This window comes from Streptomyces sp. NPDC097595 (assembly GCF_044761525.1).
Taxonomy (GTDB): Bacteria; Actinomycetota; Actinomycetes; order Streptomycetales; family Streptomycetaceae; genus Streptomyces; species Streptomyces drozdowiczii_A.
Genome location: NZ_JBIWCN010000001.1, coordinates 594,387 through 615,022, shown reverse-complemented (window position 1 = coordinate 615,022; position 20,636 = coordinate 594,387). Strand labels below are relative to the sequence as shown.

Here is a 20,636-nt window from a genome sequence, read left to right as displayed (position 1 = left end):
GTCGCAATCCACACCGAACCCGGAAGGCCCTCACCCGTTCAAGATCCCTCAGCCGAGATATAACTCACCCGTCCACAACCTCCTCGGACAGAACACCTAGGCGGCGCCCCAGTCCGTCAGGAGGCGGGCCGCGAGGCGGTCCTCCAGGAAGGCGGTGGTGTCGATTCCGAAGACGATGTCCGGCTCCAGGCCGGGTTCGTCGTCCAGCAGGCCCCGTACGACGTCGTGCCGCACGACCTGTTCGTGGACCGCGTCCGCCTCCACGTGTTCGGTGTAGAAGAACTCGGCGGCGGGTCCGGCGCCCGCCCGTTTCATGGCGAGGGCGAGGCGGCGGGAGGCGGGGGACGAGGTGATCTCGACGGCGGCGAAGTGTCCGACAAGGGCGCCCCGCAGCCGCCGGTGCAGGCCGAACAGGGACATGAGGTTGACGAGGGCCAGCATCTCGGCGTGACCCTCGTCCAGGTAGTGGCCGTAAGCCGTCTCCAGGCCCAGGTCCGCCATCAGGTCGGCGAAGAGCCGGGCGTGGACGCGGTCGGCGCGGCCGGCGCCGAACTCGTCGTACTCGATCGCGGCCATGCCCGCCTTGGCGCGCCCGCTGAGCCTGGGCAGCACCCAGGCGTGCGGGTCGGCCTCCTTCAGGTGGTACAGGGAGCGCTGGGCGGCGTAGGCCCGCAGGCGGTCCGGTGTGGCGTGTTCCTGGAGGAAGTGCGACACGCCCGTGCCGTCGACCGGCTCGACGAGCAGCGCGTCCAGGGTGTCGTCCAGACCGGCCCCGGGCGGGACGTCCCGGCGCAGCGCGGATTCGAAGCGGCGTTCCAGGGCCGCCCTGACCGCCAGCAGGGCGGGGTCCCATTCCTGGGCCGGGTCCACGCCCTCGAAGCCCCGGTAGTGGAGCTCGTAGCAGACGTACAGCGCGAGCTGGAGGTCGTCGCCGTAGGGCTCGGCCGCGTCCGCCAGGGATGCGGCGGGCAGGGGGCCGTCGCCCCGGAGATGGGCGGTGACCGCCGCCGAGAGCGCGCCGCGGGCCCGGGGGAGCCCGGGTCCGCCCGTCCGACCGGCCATGGTGTCACTCCTCGTGCGTCTGCTCGAACGCCGCTCTCCCACCATGTGGGCGCGCCGCCGATGCCGCTACATGAATGAGCGCGCCCGTGCGGGGAACCCAGAGGCTGCGACCCGGAAGCCACGTCACCGGGCGTGTTCCCTGTAGGACGGAAGGACGGCAGAAGATGAGCGACAACGGCAGCAAGGGCAAGGTGCTGGCCATCGTCACCAACTACGGCGTGGAGCAGGACGAACTCCTCGTGCCGCTCGGCCATCTGCGCGAGCGCGGTGTGCGGGTCGATGTCGCCGCCCTGAAGAAGGACGACATCGAGACGCTGGTCGGCGACAAGGACCCCGGCACGTCCGTACGCCCCGACCTCACGCTGGACGACGTCGACCCGGCCGGCTACGACCTGCTGCTCGTACCGGGCGGCACGCTGAACGCCGACACGCTGCGGCTCCAGGGCCCGGCCTCTGACATCGTGCGGTCGTTCACCGGCTCCGGGCGCCCGATCGCGGCCATCTGCCACGGACCGTGGGTGCTGGTGGAGACCGGCAGCGTCAAGGGCAAGCGCCTCACCTCGTACGCCTCGTTGCGGACCGACGTACGCAATGCGGGCGGTGACTGGGTGGACGAGCCGGTCGTGACGGACGAGTCCGGCGGCTGGAAGCTCATCACCTCGCGCAACCCGGGCGACCTGGACCCGTTCCTCAAGGAGGTCGACGCCGCGCTCGCCGGCTGAGACACCCCCGCGAGGGCCGCCCGGCGATCCGCCCGGGCGGCCCTCACACGGGTTCGGGGGCGAAGGGGCGGAACTCGTCCTCGCCCGGCTGCACGACCCCGTAACTGCTCTCCGGGACCTCTTTCCACACGCCGGGCAGCCCGCCCAGGGGTTCCGAGACCACCAGGCGGGTGCTGTCGGAGACACCCCGCAGGAAGTCCAGGTCGGGGTGGAGGGCGCGCACGGTCTCCGCCTTGCTGCTGTAGAACAGGGAACGCGACTTGCCGAGGCTCGAATAGCGGAAGGACCACAGCCGCTCGCCGTCGGACACCGCGACGGTCATCTGCAGCGGGTGCTCCACGCCCTCGTCGCGGCCCACGCGCTCGATCAGCCCGGCCATCCTGGCGACGGCGCCCGGCACGTCCTGGTCGAGCCCGAAGGTCAGCGCCAGGTAGAACATCACCTCGGAGTCCGTGGACCCCTCCAGGGCGGAGAACAGTGCCGGGTCGAGCGCCAGCGAGAGATCGCGCCGCAGCCGGTGGAAGTCTGCGATGGCACCGTTGTGCATCCACATCCAGCGGCCGTGCCGGAAGGGATGGCAGTTGGTCTCCTGAATGGCCGTCCCCGTGGACGCCCGCACATGGGCGAAGAACAGCGGCGAGCGGATGTGGCCCGCGATCTCCCGGAGATTGCGGTTGTTCCAGGCGGGCCCGGTGTCACGGATGATCGCGGGCGTCTCCTGCTCGGGCCCGTACCAACCGACCCCGAAGCCGTCCCCGTTGGTCGTCTCCACGCCCATGGTGGAGTGCAGGCTCTGGTCGATGAGCGAGTGCTCCGGCTTGTAGAGGAGATCGCTGAGCACAACACTCGTGCCGGAATAGGCCAGCCATCGGCACATGTGCGGCCGTCCCTTCCCGGGCGGCGGGCAGGGACCGGCGCGGACGCGCCGGTGGTGCTTCCGCGGGCCTCGGTCCCTGGGGCGCCCGGTCGTCGTCGTTATGTCCACGCTACCGACTTCACGTGTCGGCTGCCCGGCCGCGCCCGCCGGAAACCGCACGTACGCCGAGTCCTCGGTCAGGCGGCGGGCGCGGGCCGGCGCCGGAAGGTCTCAGCCAGGGCCGTGTTGGCCACGACAACGGCACCCAGCGCCACTGCGGCGACCGGATGCCCGACCCCGTACAGCGCGAGCGCTCCCCCGCCGAGCACCAGCGCCTTCACCGCGAGGACCCCCGCGAGCGGTGGGCGGAAGCGGGCGCGCGGTGCGGCGAACAGACCCCACAGCGCGACGGCGGCGGCGAGGACGGCGGTGCCGGTGAGCAGTTGGACGGCCAGGTTGTCCGCCAGGGAGAAGCCCCACCAGAAGAGGCAGGCCACCGCTGCGAGTTCCAGGAGGAACGCGAGCAGTTCGTTGGCCGCCCACCAAGGCCTCCCGGTCACCGACGCGATCACCTGGCTGTCGGCAGGTCCGTCGTGCACCAAGCCCCCATTTTTTGTCATGTGAGTGTACGAAGTAAGCCTACTGGCAACGCAGTTCAGGCTGCTCGGCACAGTCTCGGCGCGGCGACGGCACCGAGGGCGGGCACCACGGTCGGGGCCCGAGGTGGGGGATGGACCCGGCGGCCCCGGGCCGCGACCTCGCCGACCAGATGGCTCAACCGAGGTGTCCGGTCGTGGGCCAGGGGGTACGCGTGGTCGGGCGATGCCGTCCCCAGCGCGTGCCGACCACTCCGCGCGGCGCTGCTCCTCCCCCCACGAGATTGGAATCCAGTGAGCGACAACGAGATCCCCGGCGCTCCCGGTCCCGAGCCCGCCCAGATCGACGAGCCGACGAAGCCGCGCGGGCCGCTGCCGCCCAAGCAGGACCAGCGCGGTCCCGAGACCGTGAGTCCGACCGGGCAGCCGACCGGCGCCGGGCAGGAGAAGGTGGCCCAGGGCGGTGCCTACCTCACCACCGCGCAGGGCGCCCGGCTGTACGAAACCGATCACTCGCTGAAGGCCGGTCCCCGGGGTCCGGTGCTGCTCCAGGACCACCACCTGCGGGAGAAGATCACCCACTTCGACCACGAGCGCATCCCGGAGCGGGTGGTGCACGCGCGCGGTGCGGCGGCGCACGGTGTCTTCCGGGCGTACGGCGCGGCGGCGGGCATCACCAAGGCGGCGTTCCTCGCCGAGGGCGCCGAGACCCCGGTCTTCGTACGCTTCTCGACCGTGCTCGGCTCGCGCGGTTCCGCCGACACGGTGCGCGACACCCGGGGCTTCGCGACGAAGTTCTACACCGACGAGGGCGTCTTCGACCTGGTCGGCAACAACATCCCGGTGTTCTTCATCCAGGACGCGATCAAGTTCCCCGACATCATCCACGCGGGCAAGCCGCACCCGGACCGGGAGATCCCGCAGGCGCAGAGCGCCCATGACACGTTCTGGGACTTCGTCACCCTGCACACCGAGGCGACCCACCACACCCTGTGGAACATGTCGGACCGGGGCATCCCGCGTTCGTACCGGATGATGGAGGGCTTCGGCGTCCACACGTTCCGGCTGGTCAACGCCGAGGGCGCGACCACGCTGGTGAAGTTCCACTGGAAGCCGAAGCTGGGCGTGCACTCGCAGGTGTGGGAGGAGGCTCAGATCGCCTGTGGCATGGACCCGGACTTCCACCGCCGGGACCTGGCCGACGCGATCGAGGCGGGCGCCTTCCCCCAGTGGGAGCTGGGGGTGCAGACGTTCCCGGACACCGAGGACCAGATGTTCGAGGGCATCGACCTGCTCGACCCCACGAAGATCGTGCCGGAGGAGCTGGCGCCGGTCCGCCCGATCGGGCTGATGACGCTGAACGCCAACCCGTCGAACTACTTCGCCGAGACGGAGCAGGTCGCCTTCCACGTCGGCCACCTGGTGCCCGGCGTCGACGTCACCAACGACGCGCTGATGCAGGGGCGCCTCTTCTCGTACGTCGACACCCAGATCACCCGGCTCGGCGGGCCCAACTTCGCCCAGCTGCCGATCAACCGCACGCACGCGCCCGTCAACGACATGCTGCGCGACGGGATGCACCAGACTGCGGTGCACCGGGGCGTGGCCCCGTACCGGCCCAACTCGCTCGACGGCGGCTGCCCGTTCACCGCGGGTGCGGACACCGGGGCCTATATCGAGGTGCCCGTCGAGGTCCCGGCGGCCCGGAAGGTGCGGGACGCGGCGGCCTCGTTCGACGACCACTTCAGCCAGGCCCGGCTGTTCTGGCTGAGCATGACGCCCACGGAGCGGGAGCACATCACCGCCGCGTACGCCTTCGAGCTCGGCAAGTGCTGGGACCAGGCGGTCAAGGAGCGCGGCCTCCAGGTGCTCGCCAACATCGACTCCGAACTGTGCGCGCGCGTCGCCGAGGGGCTGGGTCTCCCGGCGCCCGAGGCGACCGAGCCGCTGGGCTCGCCCGAGCCCAGCGCCGCCCTGTCCCAACTGGGCCGCACCTGGCCGGTCGACGGCCGCGTCGTCGGCATCGTCACCGACGGGGAGACGGGCCTGGACGCTGTACGCGAGGCACGCGGCGCCGTCCTCGGTGCCGGAATGGTCCCCCTGGTGATCGCGCCCTCGGGCGGGAAGCTGGGCTCCGGGAAGGACGCGGTCACTGTGCAGCGCACCTTCGCCACGGCCCGGTCGATCGAGTTCGACGCGATCGTGCTGGTGGGGGCGCCCGCCCCGGCCCCGGACGCCTACGGGGCCCGTGACGCCAAGACCGACGACGGGGCCCGGTCCACCGGTGTGGACCCGCGCGTCCTGCTGCTGGTCACCGAGGCGTTCCGGCACGGCAAGGCCGTCGGGGCCTGCGGCGAGGGCGCGACGGTGCTGGAGAAGGCCGGTGTGGCCTCCGACGCCCCGGGCGTCGTGGCGGGCGGGGCCGCGTCCACGGTGCTGGACGGCGTCACCGAGCTCCTCGCAGGTCACCGCGCCTGGGACCGCTTCACGCCCGCGCTCTGACCCCGCGCCGGAACAGGCGATGCGCCGACTCAGGGCGACCAGGCCCGGGAGGACGCGGACCAGCCGCGCACATAGAGTGACAAAAGGCGTGTTTTCCTCGTGCCCGGGAGGGCACGCGCAGGGTGCCAAGGGCGGCCGCGGCCGCCCGGCATCCATGACGCCTCCGACGGAAGGACGAATCATGCCGACAGAGGCACGTGGCGACGACGTCTACCAGCCGCAAGACGACGGCCAGGACCCGCCCAACGACGATCTCGACCTGGAGAACGCGCTCGGCGAGCGTGGCCTGGACGACCAGATGGAAGAGGGCTACTCACCTCCCGAGCGCCCCCTCGCCGTCGACAAGTACGGCACGACGGGCGAGGAGGAACGCCGCGGCGAATCCCTCGACCAGCGCCTGGCCCAGGAGGTCGAGGAGGTCGAACCGCCGGACGGCGACGGCATCGGGGACCTGGACGAGGGCGAGGGCGAACCGCTGGAGCCGGAGGAGGGCGAGACCCGCTCCGGCCGGCTGACCGCGGCGGACGAGGTGCCGGGCCGGCGGACCGACGTCTACGCCGACGACGTGGGCATCGACGGCGGCGCCGCCTCGGCCGAGGAGGCCGCCGTGTACACCACGGACGAGGAGGAGGAGCAGGGGCGGAAGGGCTGACCCACGGCCCCGCCCGGCCGGTCCGCCCGGATCATTCGCGTACGGGGAGGGTTTCCGCTGCCGGGGGACGGGAAGGCGCCCGCCCGGTGTGGAATCCGGTGCGACCGGCCGGGTGAGCGCGTGCGCGGGCCGGGGCGCGGGCGCATCGTTCTAGAGGGTTCCCGGCGAAGGAGCGCCGCATGCCGAGTCTGGACTGGAAGACACCCGTCGCGGGCGCGCCCTGCTGGGTGAGTCTCACGACCCACGATCTGCGGGCCGCGCGGGCCTTCTACGCCCGGGTGATGGGCTGGGAGTTCCACGACAGCAGCCTGGGCGACGACTTCGTACTGGCGTGTGCGCACGGCAGGCCGGTCGCCGGCATCGGTTGCCCGGGGGGTGGCCCGCCTCCCGCCTGGATTCCGTACTTCGCCGTGGCGGGCGCGGACGGTACGGCCGACCGCATCGGAGCGCGGTGCCACGCTCGCCGTGGGTCCGCTGCCGCTGGGCGAGGGGCGGGCGGCGATCGCCGCCGACCGGGAGGGTGCCGTCTTCGGCTTCTGGGAGGGCCCGGCGCCCGTCTGGGCCGACGGGCCGCGCGCCCCGGCCAGGGTGGATCTCCAGTCGCGCCACGCCTTCGAGGCGGCCATCTTCTACGCGGAGGTCTTCGGCTGGGCGAGGCCGCACAGCCGGTGCGCCGTGGATTACGCGGAGGACCGCGTCCTCGTACGGGCGGGCGGGCACACCGTGGTGACGCTGCGCGGCGGCGGGGTGGAGAACGCCACGGACCCCCGGGTGCGGACGCGCTGGATCGTGGACTTCCTGGTGCCCGACAGCGGGCGGGCGGCGGAGGCCGCGGTGGCCGCCGGGGGCGAGGCGACGCCGGTGGAGGGCGTGCCGGGGACCGCGTTCGTGCTCCGGGATCCGGAGGGCGCGCTGTTCACCGTGTCCGATCGCTGACGGGCCCGCCGTCCGCATGTTTGAGGTGGGCCCGTACGGGAATGGGCCAGGGGTGCTTCGGACAAGAGGCGCGCCCGTGGGAGCTCCGCTCCCGGGTGCCGCCTGTCCGGCGGAGTCTCCCACGGCGGTCCTGACAGGCGACGCCGAGGAGTGAACACCATGGCCGGTGCCCGACAGACTGCCCGCGCACGGCACCACGACGTACCGGCGGAGACGGCGGCCTTCCACCGTCTGCGGGCCCTGCCCGAGGGCCCCGAAAAGGACGAACTGCGGCGCGCGACCGTCTGCGCCTGGCTCCCCATGGCCCACCGGCTGGCCTCGCGCTTCTGTGACCGCGGTGAGCCGCTGGACGATCTGCGCCAGGTGGCGGCGATCGGCCTCGTCAAGGCGGTCGACCGGTACGACCCGGGGCGCGGCAAGGCGTTCGAGACGTACGCCATCCCCACCGTGGTCGGCGAACTCAAGCGCCACTTCCGCGACCACACCTGGGACGTCCATGTGCCGCGCCGGGTCCAGGACCTTCGCAACCAGGTGCGGGTCGCCCGCCGCGACCTCGCCCAGACGCTGGGCGGACGGCTGCCGACCGAGGTGGAGATCGCGGCCGTGACCGGCCTGTGCACCGAGGACGTCCGGGCCGGTCTGGAGGCCCTGGACAGCTACCGCACGCTGTCGCTGGACGCCGAGATGCCCAGGGCCGAGGACGGGTCCTGCCTCGCCGACACCCTGGGGCTGTACGACCACGCCCTGGACGTGGCCGTCGACCGCGAGGCCGTGAAGCCGGGGCTGCGCAGCCTGCCGGAGCGCGAGCGCACCATCCTCTACCTGCGGTTCTTCCGCGACATGACCCAGGACCGGATCGCCGAGACGCTCGGCCTCTCGCAGATGCACGTCTCCCGGCTGATCGCCCAGTGCTGCGCGGAGGTGCGCAGGCAGGCCCTCCAGGAGGCCGGTCGGGCGGCGTAGGAAGCCGCCCGTTCCTGGATCAGGCCGGGCTCAGCCGGCCCGTCTCCCGGACCCCGGGGGTATGGGCGATGTCCCCGTAGACGCGGCAGACGCCGTCCGTCACCTCGTCCCAAGCGAACCGCGCGAGCGCGTGGGCGCGGGCGGCCGCCCCGTAGCGGGCGAGTCGGGCGGGGTCGCCGAGCAGGCCCCGGATCGTCATGGCGAGGTCGTGCGCGTCGTCCTCGGCGGGCGGCACGAGCGTCCCGGTGACTCCGTCGACGACCGCGTCCATCTGCGCGCCGACGGCCGTGGCCACGACCGGGGTGCCGCAGGCCATCGCCTCGATGGGGACGCGGGCGGACGGCGCGTGGTCCGGCAGGGACACGAGCAGGTCCGCGCTGGACATGAGGTGCGGCATCAGGCCCCGCGGTACGTGGCCGAGCAGCCGCACCCGCTCGGCCACCCCGTGCCGGAGGGCCGCTTTACGCAGGCGCTCGGCCTCCGGGTCCGCGAAGAGGAGCGGTGCGTCCGGTCCACCGGCGATGAGCAGTTCCGTGCCGGGGATGCCGGCGAGCGCCCTGACGGCCCGGTCGAACCCCTGCCGGGGGTCGAGCCGGCCGACGGACAGCAGCCGGAAGGCGGCACCGGGCGGCCGGTCGGCGAGGGGCACCGGGGCGTAGTGCCCGGTGTCGACACCGCAGGGCACGACGCTGATCCGGGCCCGGGGGACGCCGAGCGCCACCAGCTCGTTCACCTCGTCCGCGCAGGTCGCGAGGGTGTGCTGGACCGCACGGCCGATCCGGCTCTCGATGTCGACGCGCTCGGGCGGGCCGGCGTCCTCGCCGCCCCGGTGACGCCGTTCCGTCGTGCCGAGCGTGTGGAAGGTCTGGACGACGGGGATACCCGCGCCCCTGGCGCCGGTCAGGGCGGCCGCGCCGGACGTCCAGAAGTGCGCGTGGACGACGTCGGGCCGGTTGAGCCGCCAGATCCGGGCCAGATACGCCCCGAACTCCGGCATCCACGTGAGCAGTTCGTCCCTCGGTACGGGAACGGGCGGGCCGGCCGGTACGTGGACGACCTTCACGCCCGACGCGGTGCGCACCAGCGTCGGGCGGTCGGGGCGGTCACGGCGGGTGTAGACGGTGACGTCGTGTCCCCGCCCGGCCAGGCATCCGGCCAGCTGGGCCACATACACGCTCTGTCCGTCGAGGTCGGGACCGTCCGGTTGCGGGAGCGGCCCCGTGTGCGCGGACACCAGGGCTATCCGGGCGAATCGCGGAGTGGGCTCCGTCATCGCGTGACCTCCTTCGTGAGTCGGTCTCCGTTCGATCCTGCCGCAGCGGGCCGGGGGCGCACCTCCGCGTCTGCCGTTGGAATGAATCGCGTCAGTTCGACTGGCCGATCGGCCGGACCACCAGCGTGTTCACGTCCACGCCGCGCGGCTGCGAGATGGCCCAGACGAGCGTGTCCACCAGTTGCTCGGCGGTGATCATCGGGCCGGCCGCTGCCGCGCCGCCGGGGCGCTCGTCCCAGAACGGGGTGAGCACCCGGCCCGGTGCGATCAGCGTCGTACCGACGCCGTATCCGGTGGTCAGCATGCGTACGTTCTCCGCGAGACCGGTCACCGCCCACTTGGTCATCGAGTACAGGTTGCCGGGCGTGTTCTTGTACCCGGCCACGCTGCCGATGAGCACGATCCGCCCCTGCGACTCCTTCAGCGCCGGGAGCGCCGCCTTGACGAGCAGCGCGGGGCCCAGCACGTTCGTCAGGACCATGCCGCGCCACTTCTCGGGGTCGCCGGTCTCGACGTGGGCGTCGGCCGAGTACCCGGCGTTGGCGATGGCGTGGTCGAGCCGGCCGAAGGTGCGCACGGTCTCCTCGACCGCCGCCGACACCTGCTCCCAGTCCCCCGCGTCCCCCTCGAAGGTCAGCAGCCGCTCGCCCGCGTCCATGTCCTCGGCCAGCACGGCCAGCTTCTTCGCGCTGCGCCCGGTCGCGGCGACCCGGTGCCCGAGGCCGAGGAGCCGTCGTACGGTCTCCGCGCCGATCCCGCTGGACCCGCCGGTGATGAAGGTGACGGGCGACTCGGTGCCGCTGGTGGGCGTGTTGTTGCCGTTGGTCATGATCTCCCCGTATTCCGGTGCTGCGCCGTTGCGGTCGCCCCCGACGCTAGATCGTCGGGGGCGGGCGCGTCCACGGATCGCGAGGCCGTGCGCGCGCCCGTCGTGCCGGCCACCAGGGCCACGGCTCCGCAGGCGGTCGCGGTCGTGCCCAGGGTGGCCGCCCGCAGGCTGATGTGGGCGCGTACGGCGGGCACGACCAGCTCGTTCAGCTCGTGCTTCAGCGGGTCCATCAGGGCCGCCCCGGTGCGGGTCAGCTCGCCGCCGACCACGATGACGGCGGGAGCGAAGGTGTTCGCGAGTGCGGCCAGGACACCGCCCACGGCGCGCCCCGTCTCGGCCAGGACCCGGCGGGCCGCCTCGTCGGCGTCGCGGGCCGCCACGGCCAGGTCGGCGATGCCGGCCGCCAGTCCGCCGCAGGCGTGGTACCGGTCGAGGACCGCCCGGCTGGAGGCGACGGTGTCCAGACAGCCGTGTCCGCCGCAGTGGCAAGGTCTCCCGCCCTCGCGCTCGACGTTCACATGGCCGAGCTCGCCCGCGGTGGCGTAGGGGCCGCGCACCAGCGCTCCGGACTGGATCAGCCCGCCCCCGACCTCGCGGGACAGGGAGACGGACAGCAGGTCCGGCTCGCCCGCCGCCGCGCCCCAGGTGGCCTCGCCGAGCGCGGCGAGGCGGTGGCCGCGCTCCACCCGGACCGGGGCCGCGAAGCGCTCGCGCACCAGGTGGGCCACCTCCACACCGGGCCCCGGGCCGCCGACGCCGACCCCGACGCCCTTGACCGTTCCGGGTACGAGGGAGCCTCCGGCCAGCGCGGCGGCGAGGCGGTGGGCCGTGAGGACGCGTTCCCGCCGCCCGGCCGTGCTCGGCTCTTCGGCGCTGCGGACCCCCATCAGCTGGCAGGCGTCGTTGGCGAGGGCCACCCGGGTGCTGCGCCGGGTGAACTCGATGCCGATGAACTGGCCGCGTCCGGGGTTGAGGGTCAGCCGCTCGACCGGGCGGCCCCGGCCCCGGCCGTCCTCGTCCCGCAGCGCGGTGGTGATCGCGCCGCTGTCGACGAGGGCGGCCACCGCGTCGTACACGGTGGTCCGCGGCAGTCCGCTCAGGTCCATCAACTGGGCCCGGGTCACCGAGCCGTGGTGCGACACCAGCCGCAGGACCATTTCCTTGCTGCTGGGCTTCCTGCGCGCGTGCGCCGGTGAGCTCTCGGGGGCCGGCATCCTGTCAGCACCCCTTTCGGGAGGCGGTCACGTCGGTGGGCTCCTGGTCAGTCGAGGAGTTCGGCCCGGTGGGGCGAATCCGCTCCGCGCCGGGAGCAGGTGACGGCCGCGGCCCGGGCGGCGAAGGTGAGCAGTTCGCGCCACTCGTCGTGCGTGAGCCGGGCGTCCGCCCGCAGCGCGTCCTTGCGGTGGAGGCCGTCGAGCAGCGCCGCGTAGACCGTGTCGCCCGCGCCGATGGTGTCGGCCACCTCGCACGCGGCGGCGGGTACGTGCACGGGGTCGCCGGTGGCGGTGACCGCCCAGAGCCCGGCGCCGCCGCCGGTGAGGACGACCGCGGACGGTCCCGTACGCGCCCAGGCGCGCGCGGCGTCGAGCACCGAATCCTCGTCGGCCCCGCAGCCGGACAGCCACACCGTGTCCTCGAACGACACCTTGAGCAGCGACAGATGGGGCAGCCAGCTGCGGAAGCGGGCCCGGTAGGCGTCCGGGGCGGGGATGACGTTCGGCCGGATGTTGGGGTCGAGGGCGGTGAAGAGGCCCCTGCCGGACTCGCGCAGGAGCATGTGCTCGTACGCGCTCGCCGTGGGCTCGATGGCGAGGGAGCACGTGCCCAGGGCGAGGGCCTGCGTCCGGGGCGGCAGGGAGCCGGGGGCCGTGAAGAGCCGGTCGGCCGTGCCCTGGTGGTAGAAGGTGTAGGCGGCCGAGCCCTCCTCGCTGATGGCCGTCACGGCGAGCATGGTGGGCTCGGGGCCGCGCTGGACGAGCGCGGTGTCGACGCCCGCCTTCTGGAGGCCCTCGACCAGCGCGGTTCCGTAGGCGTCGGTCGAGACGCGGGAGCAGAACGCGACCGGCGCTCCGAGCCGTCCCAGCGCGACGGCGGTGTTGTACGGGCCGCCGCCGCGTCTGGGGAGCATCAGCGGCAGCCCCCCGTCCGCGCGCCCCTGGTCGGGCGCGGGTACCAGGTCCATCAGTGCTTCTCCGCCTACTACGATCACGCTCGGTCTTCCTTGTCTGTGCGTGCCGGTGGGCGGGACGGCATGCCGAACCGCCCCCCGGGTTCCGGTGGTTGGTGCGCGGGTGATAGGCCCGCGGGGACGGGGCGGTCGCGGGGCCGCCCCGGCTGCTCAGGCGGGCAGCCCCTGATCGGCGGCGAACCGGCGCTCGCCCGAGCCGCGCTGGATCAGCCTGTTCTGTACGACGACGGTGCGCGGGCGCGACCGGTCCCCCGCCAGCCGCCGCAGCGCGGTGGCTCCCGCCTCGCGCCCGATGGTGACCGGGTCCTGGGCGACGACGGTGAGGGCGGGCGTGAGCAGTTCCGCCATCGGCACGTCGTCGATGGCGACCACGGCGACGGGAGCGCCGCTCCGTCCGAGCTCCGCCATGGCGCCGAGCGTCATGACGTTGTTCCCGCTGACCACGGCCGTGGGCGGGCTCTGGAGGGCCAGCAGCCGGGCCAGGGCCTCCGCCGCGCCGTGTTCGTCGTGCGCCTCGCCGACCAGGGCCCGGTCGTACGGGATGCCGGCCTCGGCCAGGGCCGCCCGGTATCCCGCCTGGCGTTCCCGGCGCGTGTACAGGCCCCGGGGGAGGTCGCCGATGAACCCGATGCGGCGGTGGCCGTGGGCGATCAGGTGCGCGGTGCCCTCGCGGGCGCCCTTGCGGTTGGAGCTGACGACCGTATCGGTGGGCAGGCCGTGGCCCGGGCGGTCGATGAACACGACCGGGAGCCCCTGGGCCAGGTGCCGCTTGAGGTGGCTGTGGTCGGCGCCCACGGAGGGCACGACCATCAGCGCGCTCACCCGGCGGGCGAGGAAGGACCGGGTCAGGTCCGTCTCGCGCTCCGGGTCGTCCCCGGACGAGCCCATGACGAGGGTCAGTCCGTGATCGCGGACGGTGGCCTCGATCCCACTGGCGACCGAGCCGAAGAAGGGGTTGGCCAGGTCGGGGATGACGAGACCGACGGTGGTGTCCGGTCCGCCGCTTCGGATGCTCTGCGCCATCGGGTTGAGCTGGAAGCCGAGCCTGCCCACCGCTTCGAGGACACGCTCCCGGGTCGACTCCGATGTGGGGCCGTTCCCGTTGAGCACCCGGGAGACGGTCTTGGCGCTCACGCCCACCTCCTGGGCGACATCGGCGAGAGTCGGACGGCGGGGTGAGACCATGGCCAGGCTTCTCCATGTTGAGGCTCTTCGGCCGGGAGGGTGATCGCCCCGGCCAACCGAGGACAGGTCGACAGAATACGGTGCGGGTGTGACGCCGGATTCAGCCGTCGTCGTGCCCGGCCCCGACGGCGTCCACCGCGCGGTGGTCGGCCACCGACATCGTCCCGTCGGCCTCCACCCGCAGGGCGCCGGTCATGATCGCCACGACCTCCGCCATGGAGTGGTCCGACGGTCTGATCACCGCCGCCCGGCGGCCCAGCCGGTGCACATGGACGCGGTCGGCGATCTCGAAGACGTGCGGCATGTTGTGGCTGATCAGGATGACCGGGATGCCCTTGTCGCGGACCCGGCGGATCAGGTCGAGGACCTGGGCCGACTCCTTGACGCCGAGCGCTGCGGTGGGTTCGTCCATGACCACGACGCTCCTGGCCCAGGCGGCCGCCCGGGCGACCGCGACGGCCTGCCGCTGGCCTCCGGAGAGCGTCTCGACGGGCTGGGTCAGCGAGCCGAGCCCGATCTTCAGCTCCGCCATGTGCTCGGCGGCCCGGGCCCGCATGGCCTTCTTGTCGAGCATCCGCAGCGCCCGCCCGAGGAGGTCCGTACGCCGCAGCTCGCGGCCCAGGAACATGTTGGACGCGATGTCCATGGACGGTGCGACGGCGAGGTCCTGGTAGACGGTCTCGATGCCGTGCTCGTGGGCGTCCTGGGGGCCGTTGAAGCGGATGGGCTCGCCGTGCAGGCGGATCTCCCCGGAGTCCGGGACGACCGCGCCGGTCAGGGCCTTGATGAGGCTGGACTTGCCGGCTCCGTTGTCCCCGATGACGGCGAGCACCTCGCCGGGCATCAGGTCGAAGTCGGCGCCGTCGATGGCGGTGACGTGTCCGTAGCGCTTGACCAGGTTGCGGGCGCTGAGCACCGGGGTGTCCGGGGCCGCGCTCTTGTCGAGGGTGTTCATCGGCCCTTCTTCCGGGAGAACTGGTCGATCGTCACGGCCAGGATCACCAGCACGCCGGTGACCAGGGTCTGGTAGACGGAGGAGACCCCGAGCAGTTGGAGGCCGTTGCGGAAGACGCCGACGATGAGGACGCCGACGAAGGTGCCGAGGACCGTGCCGCGCCCGCCGAACAGGCTGGTGCCGCCGAGCACCACGGCGGTGATGCTGTCCAGGTTCTCCGTCTGGCCGGCCTGCGGGTCGCCCACGCCGGTGCGGGAGACCAGCAGCAGGGCCGCGATGCCGTAGACGAGACCGGCGACCGTGTACAGGGAGATCGTGAGCCGGGAGACGCGGATGCCGTTGAGTCGGGCGCTCTCGGCGCTGTTGCCCAGGGCGTAGACGTGCTGCCCCCAGGCGGTGTTGCCCAGCGCGTAGGCGAAGGCCAGGAAGAGGACGACCGTCAGCAGGGAGCCGTAGGTGACATCGGTGGTGCCCAGGGGGAAGGTCTTCCCGAGCGCGGTGAGCGAGCTGGGCAGGCCGGTGACGGTCTGCTCCTCGGAGAAGATGTGCGTCAGCGCGAAGGCCACGTTGAGCATGCCCAGGGTGACGATGAACGGCGGGAGCGGCACGAGGCGTACGAGCAGGCCGTTGGCCAGTCCGAAGGCCCCGCAGACGAGGACGCCGGCCAGGATCGCGAGCGGCGCGGGCAGTGGACTGCTGACAGCCAGCTTGGCCATCACGATCCCGCCGAAGGCCATCACGGCTCCGACCGACAGGTCGATGCCCGCGGTGAGGATGATCAGGGTCTGGCCGATCGCCAGGGTGCCGACGACCATCACCTGTTGGAGGATCAGCGAGAAGTTGCCGCCGGTCAGGAATTCGTCGCTGCTGAGCGCGAAGACGACCGAGGCGAGGACCAGGGCGCCCAGGGGGCCTGCCGCGGGCGCCATCAGGGCGCGGCGCAGCGTGCTGGGTTCCTTGGCGCCGGAGTACAGCGCCGAGGCGGTGGAGGTGGTCATCGGGGTTACTTCCCCCAGCAGTTGTCGAGACCGAAGCCGGCGTCCTTGGATTCCACGCCCGACTGCGCCTGGTCCGCGATCAGCTGGACGCCCGTGTCGGTGTAGCCGCTGGCCTTCTTGCCGGTCTTCGCGTAGTCGACGATCGCGGCCACTCCGTCGGCGGCCATCTTGAGGGGGTACTGCTGCGAAGTGGCGGCGATCCTGCCGTCCTTGACCGCTGCGACACCTTCGCAGCCGCCGTCGATGGTGACGATCATGACGTCCTTTTCGCGGCCCTTGGCCTTGATGGCGGTGTAGGCGCCGAGGGCGGCCGGCTCGTTGATGGCGTAGACGAGGTTGATGTCGGGGGCCTTCTGGAGGCAGTTCTCCATGGCGGTCTGACCCTTGGCGCGGTCACCGCCGGTGTCCTGGGAACACACCAGGGCGGGGTCCTTGTCTGTGATGCCGTAGCCCTCCATGAACCCCTGGTGGCGCTGGACACCGACGGAGACGCCGGGCGACAGGTCCATGGTGGCGATCTTGGCCTCCTTGCCCTGCATGGCGGCCTTGGCATAGGCGCCGATGAGCTTGCCCGCCTTGACGTTGTCGGTGGCGAACAGGGCGTCGGCGGCGGACTGGGGCTCGGGCGGGGTGTCGAGTGCGATGACCAGGACGCCCTTGGCGCGGGCCTTCTCCAGCGCGGGCACGATGGCCTTGGAGTCGTTGGGGGTGATCAGGATGCCCTTGACGCCGGCGGAGACCATGTTCTCCAGTGCGGTGACCTGTCCACCGTTGTCACCGTCGTACTTGCCGGCGGCCGTGGTGAGCTCGACCCCCTTCTTCTTGGCCTCCTTCTGGGCGCCCTCGCGCATCTTGACGAAGAACGGGTTGGTGTCGGTCTTGGTGATCAGGCCGACCTTCACCTTGCCGCCGTCCTTGCCGGATGAGCCGGAGCCCGAGCCACACCCCGTAAGCGTGAGAGCGCATACGGTGACGGTCATGGTGGCGGCGAAAAGTACTCTTCGGGGCATGTCGGCTCCTCGTGCGAAGGGATTGCGGAACGCGTGGGCCATGGCGGCCTCGGGCCGAGCCGCCCCGGCGGAAGGAATGTCAACGCTGACAGCGGCTCGTACGGAGGATGTTGGACGGCCGCACGCCCGCCGTCAATGGAGAAGCCGCCGATAATTCCGGCAAGGCCCGGGAGGCCCAGGGGTACAGCCCGCCCGACCCCTGGGTGCTCCGACCCCGAAAACGGTCTCAACAGCAACAAACGCGCCCCGGAAAAACTCGCGATCGGCGCATCCGGCATCATCCGGCCGTCCCGCACCGGGGACCGGATTAATTCCGCCTTGTGTCCGGTGTGTTGACGGTCGGATACCGGCCACACATCATCGGTCGCGATTCACCGTGTCAGCGTTGACATCGCCGCTGGCCCCCACGCCACAGCCGCTTCGACACTCGTGTCGCGGCAGAACCGGAGCGAGAGATATGCGTGTACGCCGCAGAGCCCAGGCGTTGGTGATCGCCCTGGCGCTCGGCCTGACCCCCCTGCTGTCGGCCTCGCCGGCCTCCGCGGGCGAGGTGTGGAACTACCCCGAGTTCCCCTACCAGCCCACGACGTACACCGAGCCCTATCGCGGGCAGTTCCACTTCAGCTCCCAGCAGGGCTGGATGAACGACCCGAACGGCCTGGTGTACGCCAACGGCGAGTACCACTTCTTCTACCAGCACAACCCGCACGGGCTGGCCTGGGACACCATGCACTGGGGCCACGCGACCAGCAAGGACCTGGTCCACTGGACGCAGAAGCCGATCGCCCTGGAGCCGGACGTGCACCCGGGCACGCTGTTCTCCGGCGGCGGTGTGGTCGACAAGGACAACACCTCGGGCCTGAAGACGGGTGCCGACGACCCCATCGTGGTCTTCGCCAACACCGATGGCGTCAGCGTCTACTACAGCAATGACAACGGGAAGACGTTCCAGGCGTACGACAAGGGCCGCAAGCGCATCACCATCCCGGTCCAGAGCCGCGACCCGAAGGTGAGCTGGGACGCCGCGCACCGGCAGTGGGTCATGGTGGTGTGGTCGGAGAACGACGGCGACAACCACGGCAACGGCGTCGAGATCTACACCTCGCCCAACCTGCTCGACTGGACGCACTCCAGCCGGTACTCCGCGGAGTGGCTCTTCGAGTGCCCGGACCTGTTCCAGGTGCCGGTCGACGGCGACCCGAACCGCAAGAAGTGGGTGCTGACCAGCGCGTCCGGCCAGTACGTGGTGGGTGACTTCGACGGCACGGGTTTCCACGCGGACGACCCCACCCCCCGGCCGATGGACTTCGGCAGCGCCTACGCGGGCGGTACGTTCTACGCGGCCGAGACCTTCCAGAACGCCCCGGACGGGCGCGTCGTCCAGATGGCCTGGCAGGGCGGCAACGTCGGCAGCACCTGGACCGGCAACGCCACCTTCCCCTCGGAGCTCGGCCTGGTCAGCACGCCGGAGGGGCTGCGCATCACCCGTACACCGGTGGACGAGCTGTCGTCCCTCGCCTCCGGCGGCAAGAAGCTCAAGAAGCAGAACGTCAAGGAGGGCGGCGCCAACCCCTTCAAGGGCGTCCGGGCCGACACGTACGAGATCAGCGCCACGGTCGACGTGAGCAAGTCGACGGCGCGGCGGATCGCGTTCGGCCTGCACGTCCGCAGCGACAACACCGCCGACCGCACGGTGGTCTACGACAAGTCGGCGGGCACCCTGGACGGCCATCCGGTCGGCCTGGAGAACGGCAAGCTGAAGCTGCGCCTGCTGGTGGACCGCGGCCAGCTGGAGGTCTTCGCAGACGGCGGCACGTACTCCCTCTCGGACAACGTCAACTTCGACTCCGGCGCCGACAGCCAGGGCATCCGGCTGTACGCCGAGGGCGGCACGGCCAAGCTGGACAGTGCCGTCCTCCGCCGGCTCAACTCCAGCTGGGGCACGGGCCAGTCGACGCTGAACACCGACCTGGGCGACCGGTGGAACGCCGTCAGCGGCAACTGGACCGATGTGTCGGGCGGAAAGCAGGGCCGGGGCTCCGGCAACGGCTTCTACCTCAGTACGCGGACGGCCGGCGACGGCGTCTACGAGGGCGACGTGTCCCTGGGCACCGCCCAGGCGGCCGGCCTCACCTTCCGCGCCAACGACAAGGGTGAGGGATACACCGCCAACATCGACAAGGAGGGCAAGGTCAAACTGTGGCGGCCCGGCCGGGACATCGCCACGTACAACACCCCCGTCACGGCGGACAGCACCCACCACCTCAAGGTGACCACCGAGGGCGACCGCATCCGGGTCTTCCTGGACAACGGCACCGACCCCGTCATCGACGCGACCGACGACGCGTATGCCGACGGGCGGTACGGCGCGAACGTCTTCAACGGCACCGCGACGCTCCAGAACCTGAACACGGGCGGTACCGGGTTCGACGCCTTCCCCGCTGCCAAGTGGGCTCCCACTGGCGGTACTTGGACCACGTCCACCGATGGTCTGCACGGCAGCTCCCCGGGGGACGGCTTTTATCTGAGCGAGCGGACGGGTGAGGACTTCACGTACGAGGGCGACCTCTCCGTCACCAATGGCGCCGCGACCGGTCTGACCTTCCGGGCCGACGAGAAGGGCCAGGGGTACACCGCCACGCTCGACACCAAGGGCCAGGTGAAACTGTGGCGGCCCGGCAAGGACCTGGCCACCCACGACACCGCCATCACCGAGGGCCGGACCTACCACGTGAAGGTACGGACGGACGGTGACCGGATACGGGTGTGGCTCGGCGACGACGCCACACCGGTCATCGACACCACCGACGCCACCTACCGCAGCGGCCGGTTCGGGGTGAACGCCTACAACGGGAACGTCGTCGCCCAGCACCTGAGGATCAGCTGACCACTCCCCCGGACCGGGCCCCCGGCACACCCGCCGGGGGCCCGGTCGCGCCGGGCTCACCAGCCTCGGCGCGGCTGTTCCGGGCCGAGTCGGGCGGTAAGTGCGGCGAGGAAGACCGGGAGTTTGTCGACCATCGCCTTGGGGACCGGTGTGGACTGGACGGTGCCCTTGTTCACGTCCTCCACGACGAGGGTGTAGGCGCCGTTGTCCTCGATGAGTTCGGCGGCGAACAGCAGGGTCTGCGTGGAGGTCTCCATCAGCGCTCCCGGGAGGGCTCGTTGAGCCACGCCGACCACATTCCGGTGGCCCGCTGCTCGTCGGCGTCCTCGGCGAACAGGTGGTGGGCGAGCCGGATCGGTACGTTCCACGTGCTGCCGTCGAAGAACCGGTACAGGGCGTCCGGGCCGCGCAGGCCGACGAAGTCGGGGCTGAGCCAGTCGACGGTCACCTCCACCGGCTCGGGGGCCAGGAGGGTGAGCCGGTCGCCGACTGCCGCGTCGTCGGCGAGGCCGAGACGGCGCCGCAGGGCGGCGAAGTCGGCCGGGTCGGCGGTCGGTTCGGGGCGATGGGCCTGTACATACACGGCGGGGCGTCCGGCGAAATGGCGGAGGTATTCGGTCAGGGCGTGCTGGTGGAAGTCGACGTACTTCTCGGCCACGTCCGTCTTGGCGTCCCAGTTCCAGGCGTCGTCCACGATGCCCGTGTGCACCCAGTGGATGCCCATGCGGAGGTGGCTCGTGCCGTCGTCGGCCGGCTCCACGCGGTAGCTGAGTGTGTTGGAGAAACCGCCGTCCTGGGTGGCCCTCAGCGCGAGGTGGTGAGGCGGCTCCCAGGTCACGACGGTGGCGTCGCCCCGGGTGACCTTTCCGCCGACGCGCGGTTCGATCTCCATGGGGTAGAGCCAGCCGAGGTTGCCGGCGGCGGTGGCGACCGCGTCCCAGACCTGCTGGGGGGCGACGGGCAGGTCCTGCTGCCTGCGGACCTGGAATTCTCGGGCCATGGTCGGTGCTGTTCCTTCGTCG

Annotated in this window: 18 protein-coding genes and 1 pseudogene; 6 read left to right on the top strand and 13 right to left on the bottom strand. The window is 71.8% G+C overall.

What is annotated here, in order from left to right:
- Positions 1-96: 96 nt before the first annotated feature.
- Positions 97-1,062, bottom strand: a complete 966-nt coding sequence (locus tag ACIQZN_RS02630) for an iron-containing redox enzyme family protein (RefSeq protein WP_403987340.1) — start codon at positions 1,060-1,062, stop codon at positions 97-99.
- Between the two features lie 164 nt (positions 1,063-1,226).
- Between ACIQZN_RS02630 and ACIQZN_RS02625 the strand changes: the two genes are divergently transcribed.
- Complete coding sequence (locus ACIQZN_RS02625) at positions 1,227-1,784, top strand: type 1 glutamine amidotransferase domain-containing protein (RefSeq protein WP_403987337.1); 558 nt, start codon at positions 1,227-1,229, stop codon at positions 1,782-1,784.
- 43 nt (positions 1,785-1,827) lie between these two features.
- On the opposite strand, the gene ACIQZN_RS02620 is transcribed toward ACIQZN_RS02625, so the two are convergent.
- On the bottom strand, positions 1,828-2,661 hold the full coding sequence (locus ACIQZN_RS02620) for a class II glutamine amidotransferase (RefSeq protein ID WP_403987334.1): 834 nt from the start codon (positions 2,659-2,661) through the stop codon (positions 1,828-1,830).
- Between the two features lie 176 nt (positions 2,662-2,837).
- A complete protein-coding gene (locus ACIQZN_RS02615) occupies positions 2,838-3,200 on the bottom strand; it encodes a YrdB family protein (RefSeq protein ID WP_403987396.1) in 363 nt (120 codons plus the stop codon).
- A 330-nt stretch (positions 3,201-3,530) separates the two neighbouring features.
- Here ACIQZN_RS02615 and ACIQZN_RS02610 point away from each other — a divergent pair, with 330 nt between their 5' ends.
- From ACIQZN_RS02610 to ACIQZN_RS02595, 4 genes and pseudogenes are all read left to right on the top strand, one after another.
- A complete protein-coding gene (locus ACIQZN_RS02610; protein WP_403987331.1) occupies positions 3,531-5,738 on the top strand; it encodes a catalase in 2,208 nt (735 codons plus the stop codon).
- A gap of 181 nt (positions 5,739-5,919) precedes the next feature.
- On the top strand, positions 5,920-6,390 hold the full coding sequence (locus tag ACIQZN_RS02605; protein WP_403987328.1) for a DUF5709 domain-containing protein: 471 nt from the start codon (positions 5,920-5,922) through the stop codon (positions 6,388-6,390).
- 179 nt (positions 6,391-6,569) lie between these two features.
- Positions 6,570-7,326 (top strand): annotated as a pseudogene (locus ACIQZN_RS02600) (VOC family protein).
- Between the two features lie 159 nt (positions 7,327-7,485).
- The gene (locus ACIQZN_RS02595; protein WP_403987325.1) at positions 7,486-8,289 is read left to right on the top strand and encodes a SigB/SigF/SigG family RNA polymerase sigma factor; all 804 of its coding nucleotides are present in this window, start codon (positions 7,486-7,488) and stop codon (positions 8,287-8,289) included.
- A gap of 19 nt (positions 8,290-8,308) precedes the next feature.
- On the opposite strand, the gene ACIQZN_RS02590 is transcribed toward ACIQZN_RS02595, so the two are convergent.
- The 8 genes from ACIQZN_RS02590 to ACIQZN_RS02555 form a co-directional block, all read right to left on the bottom strand.
- Positions 8,309-9,562, bottom strand: a complete 1,254-nt coding sequence (locus tag ACIQZN_RS02590; RefSeq protein ID WP_403987322.1) for a glycosyltransferase — start codon at positions 9,560-9,562, stop codon at positions 8,309-8,311.
- A gap of 91 nt (positions 9,563-9,653) precedes the next feature.
- The gene (locus ACIQZN_RS02585) at positions 9,654-10,391 is read right to left on the bottom strand and encodes an SDR family oxidoreductase (RefSeq protein WP_403987319.1); all 738 of its coding nucleotides are present in this window, start codon (positions 10,389-10,391) and stop codon (positions 9,654-9,656) included.
- Positions 10,388-11,605 carry an ROK family protein gene (locus tag ACIQZN_RS02580; RefSeq protein WP_403987316.1) on the bottom strand — a complete coding sequence of 406 codons (1,218 nt, stop codon included), beginning with the start codon at positions 11,603-11,605 and terminating at the stop codon, positions 10,388-10,390. Before ACIQZN_RS02580 ends, ACIQZN_RS02585 begins: the two co-directional genes overlap by 4 nt.
- Positions 11,606-11,652: 47 nt before the next feature.
- Positions 11,653-12,600, bottom strand: coding sequence for a carbohydrate kinase (locus tag ACIQZN_RS02575; RefSeq protein WP_403987313.1), 948 nt, complete (start codon positions 12,598-12,600; stop codon positions 11,653-11,655).
- A 129-nt stretch (positions 12,601-12,729) separates the two neighbouring features.
- The gene (locus tag ACIQZN_RS02570) at positions 12,730-13,764 is read right to left on the bottom strand and encodes a LacI family DNA-binding transcriptional regulator (RefSeq protein ID WP_403987310.1); all 1,035 of its coding nucleotides are present in this window, start codon (positions 13,762-13,764) and stop codon (positions 12,730-12,732) included.
- A gap of 100 nt (positions 13,765-13,864) precedes the next feature.
- Positions 13,865-14,719 carry an ATP-binding cassette domain-containing protein gene (locus ACIQZN_RS02565; protein WP_403987307.1) on the bottom strand — a complete coding sequence of 285 codons (855 nt, stop codon included), beginning with the start codon at positions 14,717-14,719 and terminating at the stop codon, positions 13,865-13,867.
- A complete protein-coding gene (locus ACIQZN_RS02560) occupies positions 14,716-15,717 on the bottom strand; it encodes an ABC transporter permease (protein ID WP_403987304.1) in 1,002 nt (333 codons plus the stop codon). The genes ACIQZN_RS02565 and ACIQZN_RS02560 overlap by 4 nt, the downstream gene beginning before the upstream one ends.
- A 5-nt stretch (positions 15,718-15,722) precedes the next feature.
- A complete protein-coding gene (locus ACIQZN_RS02555; protein ID WP_403987302.1) occupies positions 15,723-16,727 on the bottom strand; it encodes a sugar ABC transporter substrate-binding protein in 1,005 nt (334 codons plus the stop codon).
- A gap of 457 nt (positions 16,728-17,184) precedes the next feature.
- Between ACIQZN_RS02555 and ACIQZN_RS02550 the strand changes: the two genes are divergently transcribed.
- Positions 17,185-19,614, top strand: coding sequence for a glycoside hydrolase family 32 protein (locus ACIQZN_RS02550; protein ID WP_403987300.1), 2,430 nt, complete (start codon positions 17,185-17,187; stop codon positions 19,612-19,614).
- A gap of 56 nt (positions 19,615-19,670) precedes the next feature.
- Here the strand turns inward: ACIQZN_RS02550 and ACIQZN_RS02545 are convergent, their stop codons facing one another.
- Positions 19,671-19,871 (bottom strand): hypothetical protein, encoded by a 201-nt coding sequence (locus tag ACIQZN_RS02545; protein ID WP_403987297.1) that lies wholly within the window; start codon positions 19,869-19,871, stop codon positions 19,671-19,673.
- Positions 19,871-20,614 carry an SRPBCC domain-containing protein gene (locus tag ACIQZN_RS02540; RefSeq protein ID WP_403987294.1) on the bottom strand — a complete coding sequence of 248 codons (744 nt, stop codon included), beginning with the start codon at positions 20,612-20,614 and terminating at the stop codon, positions 19,871-19,873. The genes ACIQZN_RS02545 and ACIQZN_RS02540 overlap by 1 nt, the downstream gene beginning before the upstream one ends.
- Positions 20,615-20,636: the final 22 nt, after the last annotated feature.

What these genes read in the sequence shown, in the direction of transcription:
- ACIQZN_RS02630 (WP_403987340.1), bottom strand. Translation starts at nt 1,062, where the DNA reads ATGGCCGGTCGGACGGGCGGACCCGGGCTCCCCCGGGCCCGCGGCGCG.
- ACIQZN_RS02625 (WP_403987337.1), top strand. Translation starts at nt 1,227, where the DNA reads ATGAGCGACAACGGCAGCAAGGGCAAGGTGCTGGCCATCGTCACCAAC.
- ACIQZN_RS02620 (WP_403987334.1), bottom strand. Translation starts at nt 2,661, where the DNA reads ATGTGCCGATGGCTGGCCTATTCCGGCACGAGTGTTGTGCTCAGCGAT.
- ACIQZN_RS02605 (WP_403987328.1), top strand. Translation starts at nt 5,920, where the DNA reads ATGCCGACAGAGGCACGTGGCGACGACGTCTACCAGCCGCAAGACGAC.
- ACIQZN_RS02595 (WP_403987325.1), top strand. Translation starts at nt 7,486, where the DNA reads ATGGCCGGTGCCCGACAGACTGCCCGCGCACGGCACCACGACGTACCG.
- ACIQZN_RS02590 (WP_403987322.1), bottom strand. Translation starts at nt 9,562, where the DNA reads ATGACGGAGCCCACTCCGCGATTCGCCCGGATAGCCCTGGTGTCCGCG.
- ACIQZN_RS02585 (WP_403987319.1), bottom strand. Translation starts at nt 10,391, where the DNA reads ATGACCAACGGCAACAACACGCCCACCAGCGGCACCGAGTCGCCCGTC.
- ACIQZN_RS02580 (WP_403987316.1), bottom strand. Translation starts at nt 11,605, where the DNA reads ATGCCGGCCCCCGAGAGCTCACCGGCGCACGCGCGCAGGAAGCCCAGC.
- ACIQZN_RS02570 (WP_403987310.1), bottom strand. Translation starts at nt 13,764, where the DNA reads ATGGTCTCACCCCGCCGTCCGACTCTCGCCGATGTCGCCCAGGAGGTG.
- ACIQZN_RS02565 (WP_403987307.1), bottom strand. Translation starts at nt 14,719, where the DNA reads ATGAACACCCTCGACAAGAGCGCGGCCCCGGACACCCCGGTGCTCAGC.
- ACIQZN_RS02560 (WP_403987304.1), bottom strand. Translation starts at nt 15,717, where the DNA reads ATGACCACCTCCACCGCCTCGGCGCTGTACTCCGGCGCCAAGGAACCC.
- ACIQZN_RS02555 (WP_403987302.1), bottom strand. Translation starts at nt 16,727, where the DNA reads ATGCCCCGAAGAGTACTTTTCGCCGCCACCATGACCGTCACCGTATGC.
- ACIQZN_RS02550 (WP_403987300.1), top strand. Translation starts at nt 17,185, where the DNA reads ATGCGTGTACGCCGCAGAGCCCAGGCGTTGGTGATCGCCCTGGCGCTC.
- ACIQZN_RS02545 (WP_403987297.1), bottom strand. Translation starts at nt 19,871, where the DNA reads ATGGAGACCTCCACGCAGACCCTGCTGTTCGCCGCCGAACTCATCGAG.
- ACIQZN_RS02540 (WP_403987294.1), bottom strand. Translation starts at nt 20,614, where the DNA reads ATGGCCCGAGAATTCCAGGTCCGCAGGCAGCAGGACCTGCCCGTCGCC.